This window comes from Sphaerimonospora mesophila (assembly GCF_001417795.1).
In the GTDB taxonomy this organism is placed as follows: domain Bacteria; phylum Actinomycetota; class Actinomycetes; order Streptosporangiales; family Streptosporangiaceae; genus Sphaerimonospora; species Sphaerimonospora mesophila.
In genome coordinates, this window is record NZ_BCBX01000050.1 from 75,042 (window position 1) to 87,257 (window position 12,216).

Consider the following 12,216-nt stretch of genomic DNA (forward strand, 5'->3'; position numbering starts at 1 on the left):
AGGTAGGGGCATGAAGATCTTCTCCGTGATTCTCACGATATACTGTAGATGCCGTCGTCGTATTGGCATGGGCAGCAGTTCCCATTGACGGTCCACACCGAGGAACGCGACATCATTTCCGTGAAATAATTCCTCGCTCAAGCGCATCGTTACGGACAGCTTTTATTGGAGTTGGACCGTTAGGGGTTTCCACTTTCCAAAAGTCCCAGCCTGGGCATGCGCCAGCGTCTAGCACAAAACGTCCGGCAGCCGAAAGGGACGCGAAAACCTCACCCGAGGGAACTCTGATACGACCGTCATGATCGATAGTTGCCGAATAGCTATCCTCTCCGCGATTTGCTGTCAACACGGCGCCTGGCTTAATTAAACCAGCCGTAATGAGATCGACTACTTGGACTCGATAGTAGGCACGCTTACGCCGTTGTACGGATTCATCGTTGGACGGCGCTTCAGACAGATTAAAGCCAAGTTTGACAGGATCCCAGATCCTTTCACAGAGCTTACGATACAGATGCTGTCGCGACTGTATAGCATCCACACCGAATCGCACAGGAAAGGCCTTAAAGTCGGCGGTCAGGCCGACAGCCTTGATGAAGGAGAGGAATTTAGGATTCCGAGTGTAACTTTCGATACACAGAGAAGCCGTAAGGCAATCCTGTCGGAAATAATATACTAATTTCTGCTCATAAGTATCGTCTCCGAAGCTCGCGTTATCGGATTTTTGCAGAAGCAGTAGCGCGCCCAAGCGGTTACGTGACGATTCGAACTTCTTATATGTCTTCACCTCGGCCTGGTATCGCTCGAAGTGGTTAGCCCAGATGTGTTCGATTTCGTAAGGACGTTTCTCGTCCAGGTATTCGACTATTCGATTGGGCCTCCCGCATCCTTCCTCTACGTACGCTGTCATGCGAGCCAGGAGATATCGAACCTGCCGACGGTTATCAGGGCGAAGGCCGTAGCTATCTACGGCAGAGAAATTCGCCAGAGACGAAATCTCCTTACCGAGAGTTTCAGAGAGATCTGTTGGACCGTCACATTCGCGGAGCGCTGGAACAAGTCGATCCGCCTCCGATTGGAAGATCGAGGGAGCGACGGGCTCATTGTTCACTGCCTTGCGCACATATAGGAGGTCGAGATAGCTAGCGATTAGGCGGCTTTTCTCTATAAATACTGATTCGTCGTCACTGCTACGGATCGCCGCCATGATAAGACGGATCTGGGCATCCAGCCCATTGGCTGCGTTGTAGAAGACTGGCTCTAGGCCCGCTTCTAGGCTGCGTGTTGCCTCAATCAGCCTTCGATATCGATTCGCCATTTCCGTCAACCACTCGATGAAATTGCGGAAATCGGCTGAGCTTCTCAACTCGAGGCGGTCACGGCTCTCTCGTACCCATTCGTGAAAAGCAAAGTCAATCTTCTTGGTGTCATCGGCACCTTCAACCAGATCCGCCTTTTGCGCGAGAAGTAATGTCTTAATGAACTCGCTCGGAGTATTTCTACCCATGGCGGTTAATCTGGCCAGCATCTTTCGCCAGAGGGCGTTCAGCTCATCGTACATACTCCGGGATTCGCTCAACAGGAAGCTCTTGAGTAGATCGATGGAATCGAGTCGCTTTCCTCGATCATTCATCGACTCGAAGATCTCCCAGGCATTTTCCCGATTCAACGCCTTGATTTCCACCAAGCAGACTCGGTCGAGTAACCAGTCATGGAAGTACGGTAAGGCGTCACCACGGAGCAGGTCGGGAAAGTCCTCCACGAGGTCCTGGCTTCGGGCCCAAAGGTTGGACAAGGAGATGGTGGTATCGCTGGGTAGGGTCAGGCCTACACCTTGCCTCAAGGCCCCCAGGAGCTCGGCTCGCTCAGGGACATCCACCGTGAAGGTCACCTTGCCGTGGCGAAGCGTGCAAATCATTTGGTCTAGCTGCGTCGCCTCATCTTCAAGGTCCTGATCCAATAGAAGGCGTCGGAGGTGGATAAGCAAAAGATGCAGAGTGGTGATCCGTTGCTGCCCATCCACAAGAAACGTGGTGCTGCCTTCCTTATAGCAGACGAATGATCCTAAAAAGTATGGGGCATAGCTGTCAACTTGCTCGCGGTCGTGAGTATCCTGCCAGCTTGCCATGAAACGGTTGCACAAGTCTTCGAGGAGAGCAGAGACATCTTCGCGATCCCAGGTGTACTCACGCTGATAGAAGTCCAGGCCAAATCGCCGACCAGTAAACAGCTGCCGGATTGTGACTCCACGTCCGTCTATAGGACTATCCACCATGTCTTACGCTCTTCCATCGAGAAGATTTGAGGTAACCGTACGACTGAAAGTGCAAGAGCCGCAATTGTGGTCTGATTTTCGTCGAGTTGGCCCCGAATCCCACTTGAGGCCTCATGACCCGTTTTCTCTTAATGCGTCAGTAATAGCCTCGATCTGATGGAGGGCATCCCTCAGATCCTGCTGAATCGAGTGGGCAATCTCTTCGGCCGTGGGCTGCATTGCGTGGTCTTCAATGCCGTCTCTCGGCCACGTAATATCTAGGTTGACTTTGTCTCGCGCTATCAGTTCCTCATAGGTGAACGAAGTGAAGCGTTCGGTCCGCGCCCGTGCATCTCGCGGCTTTCCCGGCATATAGCAGTCGACGAAGTCCTGCAAGTGCTCGCGGCGTAGTGGTCGCTGCTTGAGCGTGAAGTTCTCACCGGTTCGGAAGTCGTATACCCACAGCTTGGATGTCCACGGATTTTCCGAGGGGCGCTTGCGGTCGAAGAAGAGGACGTTAGCCTTAACCCCGCCCGCATAAAAGATGCCGGTTGGCAGACGGAGCAACGTGTGGACGTCGTATTCCTTCAGCAATCTGCGCCGGATCGTTTCGCCGGCTCCCCCCTCAAAGAGCACGTTGTCGGGGAGGACGACGGCAGCGCGACCGTCGATCTTCATTAGCTTGGCGATGTGCTGCAAGAAGTTGAGCTGCTTGTTCTTCGTGGTGACCCAGAAGTCGCGCCCGGAGTAGACAGCCTCGTCCTTGACCACCCTCCCGTCTTCGCCCAGGACTGTGATCGCCGATTTTTGGCCGAACGGCGGATTTGCCAGTACGAGTGATGCCCGGACCTTCGGCTCGCTGAGTAGAGCATCACCCACCTCGATGATCTCCTGGTTGCCGCTCGGAACCACACCGTGGGTGAGCATGTTCATGGCCGCGAGGCGCGCCGTGCCCCGCACCAGCTCTACTCCGTGGAACGCCTGACCATGGATGATCCGGTTGCGCTGGTCGGGGTTGAGCGACTCCATCGGGTACTCACGGCGCAGGTACTCGTTCGCCAGCAGTAGGAAGCCGCCAGTCCCACAGGCCGGATCGACGATGATGTCCTCCGGTGTGGGCTGCACACAGTCGATCATTGCGCGGATCAGGGGACGCGGTGTGAAGTACTGCCCCGCGCCCGACTTAACGTCACTCGCACTGCGGGATAGAAGCTCCTCGTAGGCATCGCCCTTGACGTCAACGCCTTCCTTGGACCACTGGATCTTGCCGATCAGATCCTTGATGAGTCGCTCCAGCAGCGCGGTCGCCTGGATCTTGTTCTGGGCACCGAGGAAGATGAGCTTGAACATGCCGGGGCGCTTGCCGAGGTCCTCCAGCACGTGCTCGTAGTACTTCTTGAGCTCTTCACCCTTCTTGCTTGCGAGGGTATCCCAATCGATTCCAATAGGTAGGACCCGATTCGGCTTGCCTTTGCGGGCGAGCTTCTTCTCCTGCTCGTCCATCATCTTCAGGAACAGGAGGTAGGTTAGCTGCTCGACGTAGTCGATCGCGGGGACGCCTGCATCCCGGAGCACGTCGCAGTAGCTCCACAGCTTGTCCACCAGGGAGCGTGTGAGCGCCGCTGTCTCACGCGACTCGGCGTCCGACATCTCGGCCGATCCTTCGGTGAGCATGGTCACGCGGTCAACCCCTCCTGCTGGAACAAAGCTTCCTGCTTACCTGTATGACCGGCGCCCACCGTAGTGGATGGCACCGACGAGGACTCGGTACCTGTAAAGCCGCCTCCTCCGGCACCCATCTGTGCCAGATCACCCGATCCCGCACGGCTTGCGCGAGCCGTATGGCGTGGCCGTTTGGCTCGGAGAGCTTCACGTTGAGCCTGGATTCGCTTCAACAGCTCCGCCGCGGGTTCTTCGATCGGGTTTTGATGCACCAACCGGCCACTGAACGCGTCGGCGAGCAGTCTGGTCCGCAGTGCTCCAGCGTGTTCCTCTACACGCCTGATTTGCGAGGCAAGGAGATCAACATCAGCGAGCTTCCTTGCGACTTGCTTCGCAATCTCGCGCTGCTTTTCGAGTGGTGGTACAGGGAACTCCACGGACTTGAATCGACTGGCTGATAGGTGGGCGATATTGGTCGTGATCCGGGTCTCCTGCATGAAACGACCCGCGTGCAAGTGACGCCGAAAGACGAGCAGCGCCCATTCCGGATCGACTTCGGGCCCCGCACGGAACCGTAAAAGACTGTTGGTAAAGGCGACCTCCTTAGGCTCACCTCGGTACATTGCGGGACGGCCCAGATATTCGGGGCTCTGCCCCTCATTAAGGAGGATGTCTCCTTCGGAAAGCCGGAAACGATCGAAGATGTCTGGTGGGAAGTCCATCTCCATCAGGTTCGACGTGTCGATGCGGTCTTCGAAGACGTTGGCGACCCGCAGGTAGGGGCGCATGTTGGGGCCCGAGTGCCAGTCAGGATGACGTTGGCGTCCTAGATCAACTTTACCAACCTCGTCGACCTTGGCCATCTTCCAACTCGATGGGCCTGGAATCGGTACCGCCTCGATCAGGATGCGCTTCTTGAGCTGCTTCACCTTCCGCGTGCTGGATTCGACAGCCCTGTCAACAAGCTCAAGATGAGAGAGATGTCTTTCAAGATTTGTAATAATCCGCCGTTGCTCTGGTAGCGGAGGTATGGGCACAAGCCACTTAGCCAGTTTTGCGGCGCCAAGATGGTGAATGCCTACCCCACGTGCTCCCTCTCCGAAAGCGCCGCGGAGTGCTTCGTAGCGGAAAAAGTGTAGAAGATATTTTGAGTCAACACCAGAGGTGCGTACGCGAAGGAGAGTGTTCTGAAAGCAGCAATTTTCAATCTCTCCATTCCATAACGCCGGTTTACCTACTTCACCAGCGCTACCTGACGCCTCCGATAAGATGAGATCGCCAGGCTGGAGTCTGTAGATTTCCAACTCCTCCTCTGTGAAGTTCATCTCCTTCACGTCGTCGAGTTTGAGGCCACGCCAGTCCACATTTGCCGCGCGCATGTAGGGGCGCATGTTGGCGCCCGTGTGATGCTTCGGAGAACGCTGCCGTCCCAGCCGTACCTCCGCGATCTCCTCGAGGCGGGCGGTTTCCCAACCCAGGGGTAGGTCGGTCATGCAGTGAGTTCCCTTGTTAGCTCGTCGAGGATGGTGGTAGCGCGGTCGCCGAAGGCATCGTAGAAGCCATCCTCGCCTCCGCGCAGGTCGAATGGTGCGTATTCAAGGACGTCATCGGCGATCTCGGCGCTGTTCACGACGATCTTGCACAGCCGGTCCAGGAACCACCGCTGGATTGGGGAGAAGGGGCCTTCTGCTGCCTCGTGCCTGGCGAGCCAGGCGGCGTACCGCTCCTCGACGATACTCCGGAACGGGCGCAACTCTGAGTCGAGTTGCAATTCGTACCGGAGGATGGAGACAAGATCGGTGGGCTTGGCCTCGTGCCCCGGCACCGTAACACGCACGCCGGATTCCTCGTAGCACTGCCACAGGTGGACGACGTTTCCAACGAGCGGGATCCGCTCAACTCGACGTGCCAGCTCGCTCACTTCGGCCCAGGAGATCCGCGCCGTGCCGCTCCCCTGTAGCGCCTGCATCAGCGTGATGGAGTCGCGGTGCTGGTTAAGGTGGGTACGGAATGACTCCACCGCCAGGTGCGCGATCTGCTCGCGAGGTACCTCTTCCGCGTGCGTGGTCTCGTCGCGGCTGAGGTCGTCGATCAGCTGGTCGTGCTTTTGGCGGATGTCAATGATCCGGTCGCGCAGCTCCGGATTGTCTGCCAGTGGCCGGGCGGCCTCCCGAAGTCGCTCGGCTACCGCGTCCTCCCCACCCTGATCTGCGGTCTGGGTCAGCCCCTGGCTGTCCACAGCGGCGGCGAGACGCCGTACGAGGTCCCGTAGGCTCGTGCCTTGGCCGACGTGAGCGAGTTCATCTCGCTCAGCATCGGTGATCTGACGGTCGAGGGCGTCCAGTCGAGAAGCCAGCGTTGCGGTCTGGTCCTCGTCCAAGGAGAGCTTTGCCGCCCGTGAGAGCAACTGCCGGAGGCTGAGCCGGTTCTGTGGGTCGCGGTTGAGCGGGGTGGCCTGGCACAGGGGGTGGTCTGTGACGCCGACGGCATCCACGATGACGAAGCGGTCCTTGGTCCGGACACCCTTATCAGGGGTGACGGCCTGGAAGTCATCGGCATCGATGGTGCGGCAGCCGCGGCCCTTCATCTGCTCGAAGTAGACGGCGCTCTTCACGCTGCGCATGAAGAACACGCACTCCAGGGGCTTGACGTCGGTCCCGGTGGCGATCATGTCGACGGTCACCGCGATCCGCAGCTCCGGACTGGTCCGCAAGCGCTGCAGCAGGTCCTTGGGATTGTCGCCGGCCAGCTTCGACTTGTAGGTGATCTTCGCGCAGAAGTCGTTGCCCTTGCCGAACACGTCACGCACGATCTGCACGATGTCGTCGGCATGGGAGTCGTCCTGGGCGAAGATGAGCGTCTTGGGGACCGACTCGGTGTAGTTCGGGAACATCTGGGCCAGGACCCGGTCCCGGTAGGTCTCGATCACCGTACGGATCTGGTCCTTGGCGACCACGGAACGGCCGATTTCCTGGGCCGTGTAGGTGTAGTCCTCCTCCAGTTCCTCGTACCACTGCATGCGGGTGCGGCGGTCGCGCTTGGGAACGACGGTCCGGCTGCCGTCCTCGTCGAGCGCGGGGATCGTCGAGCCGCTCTCTCCAATCTTCGTTTTGATCCGGAACACCGCGAAGTCGACATTGACGCGGTCGGCAACCGACTGCTCGTAGGTGTACTCGCTGACCGGTTCACCGAAGAAGGCGAGAGACTGCGCGGTGGGGGTAGCGGTCAGGCCGACAATGGGAGCGTCGAAGTACTGGAGAACCGCTCGCCACCGGCCGAAGATCGATCGGTGGCACTCGTCGACGACGATCAGATCGAAGGTCTCGGGCGGCAGGTCCTTGTTGTAGACGGCGTCCATCGGGCGCGGTGGCTCGAAGTCGTCTACATCCTGATCGTCGGCATCCCCGGTCGGCAGCGGCTGGCCGGTCAGCGCGCGGTAGAGCCGCTGAATCGTGGTCACCACCACGCTGGCCGATGACAGCACAGTGCCGCCCGATAGCCGTTGGACGTTGTAGTCCTCACCGAGAGTCTGTCCGCTGGCGGTGACATAGCGGGCGAACTCGGCAGCCGCTTGGTCGCCCAGGTTGTTCCGGTCCACCAGGAACAGGACCCTCTTGGCTTCGCCGTACTTGAAGAGCCGGTAGGCGAGCGTGACCGCGGTGAAGGTCTTCCCCGCACCGGTTGCCATCTGGACCTGGGCCCGCTGGCGGTTCTGCTTGAGGTGACGTTCAATCCCCTTGATTGCCTCGGCCTGAGCAGGACGCAGGCCATCGGTGTCAAGGTCGGGCATGGCGCGGAGCCGGGCCCGGAAAGTGGGGGCCTCGGGCTTCTCCTCGGCCTCGGTCATCCACCGCGCAATGGTCTCCGGGCGGTGAAAGGAGAACATCTCCCGCGACCGTGGCTCTGGATCGAGGGTGCATGTGAAGCGCGTCTCGATGCCGGTGCTCTCGTAGCGGAACGGCAACGGCTCATCGCGCCGCCAGACCGCCATGCGGTAATCGCCGGGGATAGCGGCAGCGTAGTCGTCGGACTGCCACTCGACACCGGTCAGCGGCGTTCCTTCACGCTTGGCTTCGATGACACCGACGATCTTGCGATCGACATACAGAACGTAGTCGGCACGCTTACGCCCGATGGGGAACTCCCGGACAGCCACACCACGTCCAGCACCAAGGTCGAGAGCCGCTTGGTCCTGTACGACCCAGCCCGCCTCAGTGAGCATCTGGTCGATGTTGCGCCGGGTCTGAGCCTCGGTGAGCGGCGCCCCCTGGCGAGCCCGTTGCGCGATAGCCTCTCGCGTCGTCGGGCGAACCCTCACCGGCGTGGCGGTCTTACGCTCGAACTCCACCCTGAGGCTGTCGAGCTGTACTTCCAGAGCTTGGACCTGGGCCGTGACTGCATCCCGTTCGGCCCGGGCGCGGGCGAGTTCCTCCTCGGCCGCTCGCTTGGCTACCGCCTCCGCCTGCTCCCGGGTTCGGGTGCCGTCCAGCACAAGCTTGGCCTCGACCAGTTCGGTCTTGAGGCGTTCCAGCTCTGCCCCGAGGTCAGCGTTGGTGATGGGGGCTGGAGGCGTGGGGGGCACGAAGGCGACAAGCTCTCGCTGCCCGGTGATTGCTCGATGCAGCAGCAGACCGAGTTGGAAGCAGCGTTCGAGACACCGCAGGGCTGTAGGTACGTGAGCGGCGTGAGCATGCACGGCCGCGTTGCCCGACCGTCGGATCTCGTGGAAGGCGTTCGCCACGTTGGGCGTGATGACATCAGCGCGGCTCAGGGCATTGATGCGATTCACCAGATCGTGGCCGGCCACCGGGATCCCCGTAGCCCGGACCATGACGGCTGTGAGCACTTCGATGAACTGGCGGCACTTGACGAGAGCACCGTTGGGGTCGGCGAAAACGATTGCTTCTGCGCCCGCTCCGTAGACCACCAGGAGCGGTTCATGCTGAAGCAGGAAGCCGAAGTTCGCTGAATGGTCTGCAAGACCGCGGAAGCGTGGATCGTCTCCCACCCTCGGCCCTTCCGTCCCTCACCTCGACCGCCACTGATCAGTCTGCACGATGGCTTAGGTGACTTTCATGACATACAGGTCATCTGAGACCATCCGCATCGGGCACAATCTGATCACAAATTCTCCACGAGGCCCAACCCCGGTTGGGCATACTGCTTACGCACTGACAGCCACTCTCCGCAAGGACGATGCGTGCCGGACTACCCCTCCAAGACCCAGGCGTTTCTCGACTTCGAGCGGAATCTGGAATACGCGAAGCAGCTCGTGCGGGCCGGCCAGCATCTCGATGCGATCGGCGTCACATCCTTCGATGTGGGCGATCTGTACCGCGCCGCATGGGTCCAAGCTGTCGCTGCACTGGACCACTGGGTCCATCAGGAGATCTACCACCGGGCCATCCTGCTGGCGCAGCAGCCCGGCATCCCCAAACCGCGGAAGTTCCGCGAGTTCACCGTGCCCATGGATCTCTTCGAGGATGTCCATCACGGCACCGTCCCCCTCGACCAGGCTTTACGCCGGCACCTGCGGCAGGTAATCGGCCGACGGACCTTTCAGGGCCCTGAAGACATCAAGGACGGGTTCGCCATCGTCAGCGACGTCGCCCTCTGGGACAACGCTGCCAAGGAGCTCAACGAGGAACGCCCTGAGGGGGCGAAACGCCTAACCGCCAAGGACGTCAAGCGGATGCTTGGCGCCATCGTTTGGCGACGGAACAAGATCACGCACGAGTCTGATCGAGATCCAGACGACGGTGACCGAAAGCGGCCGATCAGCTCCTCTTCAGCGATGGAAGCTGTCGAAACTCTGGAGATGACCGCCGCTGCCATCCTCGTGGCCGTCGATCGCGATCCTCGGCCCTGAGTCGGGACAAGGATACCGATCACGCCTCCAGGCCCTGGTCGTAACGCAGGAAAGGGGCGTGGCCGGTCAGGTAGCGGATGCATGCGTCGATGCCGCCGCGCTGCTGGGCGGTCAGGCCGGCCGGTGGCCTGGGCATCGAGGGTGGCAACGACGTGATCGAGGTGACCGGCTAGCAGCGCGAGCGTTTGGACGGCGGCCCAGTCCTCGGCGGCCGGATCATCGGTGGCATGCAGGCACCACGCCGCTTTCCACAAGTATTCCAGCAAGTGGATCACATCGATGACGATGTAAATCGGTATGTCGCGGCGTTCGGCTTCGCCGCGGATGAGGTCAAGCTGGTGGCGGGCACCGTCGACCAGCACCACCCAGGTCCGTGCGTGTAGGGGGTCACGGGCTTCGGCATGGTCGAACATCTTCGCGATCACCTGGCCGGGGCCGGCGGCCACCGATCCGTACAGCCACCTGCCACAGGCCTTGGGCCCGGGCCGCAGCGGCCGGGTGCCGTGCCGTCCGCAAGATCATGGCTAGCAGCCGGTGATGTCCGGTCTCTACCCGGCGCCGCACCACCTGGTCGGCGCCGGTCACGGCGGCGCCTGTTCCCCGCTCGCGCACAATGCGCTGCCGCTCGCGCTGGGCGCGCAGGTCCAGATGGGCCTGCAGCAACTGGCGGAGCAGCTCAGGCCCGGCCTCGGCGAGCACCTCCTCCAGTCGATCATGGGTGAACGTCTCGGCCGCGGCGTCGGCAAGCTGTCCGATCCGATAGTTGAAGGTGCTCTTCGCCGACGCAAAGACGTCAGGCGGCGCGGTGGTGTCGTACGGTTCTGCCACGGACTCTTCCGTCGGCTGATCCGGACAGGTTGGCACCCCCGAACCTGACGGCGGAAGAGCCCCGCGGCAATCCACCCCGGGGGGTGAGGAGACACTCACCGTCACCGGCCACCGGCATCAGCCGCCGAGCCGCCTATCAGGTGATCTGGGCGTGAACCTGCCCGGTCCCCGAGAACAACCCGGGGCCTGCTCGCGCAGCCAGCCCCGCTCGGTCATCCGTTTCAGCCTCGACCGCATGCCCTCGACCTTGGCCGCGCCCGCCGGCAGCCCCACCGCCGCGACGATCTGCCCGGCCCGCAGCGGACCACCGGCATCGGCCAGCACTTCCAGAATGTCCTGGTAGGCCTGGGGCAGCACCGACGCGTCCATGCTCGCCCGACACCGGGGCACGGTGATCACCCCGATCGGTGAGGCACCCGAACCCGAGCCCGGGGCCGGGGGTGATCCAGTCTGCGCACCGGTCGTCCCGTCGGCATCGCTGTCGGCAGCCGCCTGCTCGGTCGGCGAGGCCGTCTCGCTCAGGACCTAGTCGACCGTCTCCCGGGTGATCGCCAGCCGGGACAACGCCTGTTCCTCGGTAGCCAACCGCTCACGCAGTTGCTCGATCTGCTCCCGGATCGCCTCAACGCGATCCCGGGTCGCCGCCTCCCGCCGAACCAGCTCGTCCAGCAACGAGCCCATCGCGATCGCCCCCACTCCGCACGGTAAAGGTCGATCCCGCCGACGGCGAGAGGAGCCTTAATATCCCAGGTCAACCAGTCCCTGAGAAAGAGCTACGCCTGCAGGCCATGCCCGAGCCGTAGCCCAGTTCCTGTGGGCAGGTGCTCCCAGTCCATACGGTGTCAACGGCCATGAGCGTGTGGCTCTGGCGCAAAGTGTGTGGTGCTGTGACGGTCGGTGATCTCAGCACGGGCTACAGAGGATGATCTTCCGGAGAAGATCGAGATTAGCGCGACCATACCGGCCGCGTTTGAGCGCCTTGACCCTCGTCACGTTGCCCTCAACCGCACCAGAGGAATACGGCAGGGACAGGCCGTTGGTGACGGCGTCCAGGTCGCGCTCGATGCCGCGGGCAAACGAACGCAGCTGAGGGATGTCGTCGGTAAGGACGGCGGTCAGCCATGGCTTGAGGCCTTTGGCGCCAGTGCGCTCCATCATCATCTTGGCGAAGGCCGTCATGTGCTCGGCGAGTTTGGTCAGCTGCGGGCTACGCGCCAGGATGGCCTTGAGCTGGGTGGTCTCCTCCTCGGTGAGCCGCTCGGGGTGGCTGGTGATCAAACGGGTGACCTCACGGACGGTGGGAGGTGCAGGCGGGAGCGCAGGCGTGGTGACTGCGGCGCGCAGAGGCTCCATGTAGCGGCGCACGGTGCGGCGGCTGCCGCGATAGCCGCGTGCTTGGAGTTCGGCGAACAGTTGGACGGCGTTGGTGACGTGGTCGTTGCGGACGCGGTGGCGAAGGTAGGGGACGAACTCCTCAAAGGAGCGAGCCCGGCTGCGGCGGCCGTTGATGAGGGATTCGGGACTGTCCGCGTCGCGATACTTGCGCACGGTCTTGCGGTCCAAGCCCAGGTGCTGGGACATCGCGGTGATCGTCATGCCCTGGCCT

11 protein-coding genes are annotated in these 12,216 nt (G+C 61.3%); 3 read left to right on the forward strand and 8 right to left on the reverse strand.

What is annotated here, in order from left to right:
• Positions 1–112 precede the first annotated feature (112 nt).
• From AP234_RS35505 to AP234_RS29725, 4 genes are all read right to left on the reverse strand, one after another.
• Positions 113–2,272, reverse strand: coding sequence for a GmrSD restriction endonuclease domain-containing protein (locus tag AP234_RS35505; RefSeq protein WP_083502561.1), 2,160 nt, complete (start codon positions 2,270–2,272; stop codon positions 113–115).
• Positions 2,273–2,383: 111 nt separating this feature from the next.
• Positions 2,384–3,925 (reverse strand): N-6 DNA methylase, encoded by a 1,542-nt coding sequence (locus AP234_RS29715; RefSeq protein WP_235558455.1) that lies wholly within the window; start codon positions 3,923–3,925, stop codon positions 2,384–2,386.
• Positions 3,926–3,927: 2 nt separating this feature from the next.
• The gene (locus AP234_RS35510; RefSeq protein ID WP_083502562.1) at positions 3,928–5,406 is read right to left on the reverse strand and encodes a restriction endonuclease subunit S; all 1,479 of its coding nucleotides are present in this window, start codon (positions 5,404–5,406) and stop codon (positions 3,928–3,930) included.
• Positions 5,403–8,921, reverse strand: coding sequence for a DEAD/DEAH box helicase family protein (locus AP234_RS29725; RefSeq protein WP_083502563.1), 3,519 nt, complete (start codon positions 8,919–8,921; stop codon positions 5,403–5,405). Before AP234_RS29725 ends, AP234_RS35510 begins: the two co-directional genes overlap by 4 nt.
• Before the next feature lie 192 nt (positions 8,922–9,113).
• On the opposite strand from AP234_RS29725, the gene AP234_RS29735 reads away from it, so the two are divergent.
• Entirely contained in the window at positions 9,114–9,782 is a 669-nt protein-coding gene (locus AP234_RS29735; protein ID WP_055483066.1) for a hypothetical protein, read from the forward strand.
• Positions 9,783–10,009: 227 nt separating this feature from the next.
• Positions 10,010–10,165: a hypothetical protein gene (locus tag AP234_RS39710; protein ID WP_160330513.1), complete on the forward strand. Its 156-nt coding sequence runs from the start codon at positions 10,010–10,012 to the stop codon at positions 10,163–10,165.
• A 4-nt stretch (positions 10,166–10,169) separates the two neighbouring features.
• Here AP234_RS39710 and AP234_RS29740 read toward each other — a convergent pair whose 3' ends face one another.
• Together AP234_RS29740 and AP234_RS35515 are read right to left on the reverse strand one after the other, a co-directional pair.
• The gene (locus AP234_RS29740; protein WP_055483067.1) at positions 10,170–10,610 is read right to left on the reverse strand and encodes a hypothetical protein; all 441 of its coding nucleotides are present in this window, start codon (positions 10,608–10,610) and stop codon (positions 10,170–10,172) included.
• A 117-nt stretch (positions 10,611–10,727) separates the two neighbouring features.
• On the reverse strand, positions 10,728–10,979 hold the full coding sequence (locus AP234_RS35515) for a helix-turn-helix domain-containing protein (RefSeq protein WP_055483068.1): 252 nt from the start codon (positions 10,977–10,979) through the stop codon (positions 10,728–10,730).
• Between AP234_RS35515 and AP234_RS37450 the strand changes: the two genes are divergently transcribed.
• Entirely contained in the window at positions 10,978–11,139 is a 162-nt protein-coding gene (locus tag AP234_RS37450; RefSeq protein WP_160330514.1) for a hypothetical protein, read from the forward strand. The two genes, AP234_RS35515 and AP234_RS37450, sit on opposite strands and share 2 nt — an antisense overlap.
• Here AP234_RS37450 and AP234_RS37455 read toward each other — a convergent pair.
• A complete protein-coding gene (locus tag AP234_RS37455; protein WP_160330515.1) occupies positions 11,136–11,291 on the reverse strand; it encodes a hypothetical protein in 156 nt (51 codons plus the stop codon). The two genes, AP234_RS37450 and AP234_RS37455, sit on opposite strands and share 4 nt — an antisense overlap.
• A gap of 222 nt (positions 11,292–11,513) precedes the next feature.
• On the reverse strand, positions 11,514–12,216 hold a 703-nt coding region (locus AP234_RS29750; RefSeq protein WP_235558451.1), incomplete at its 5' end, for a transposase.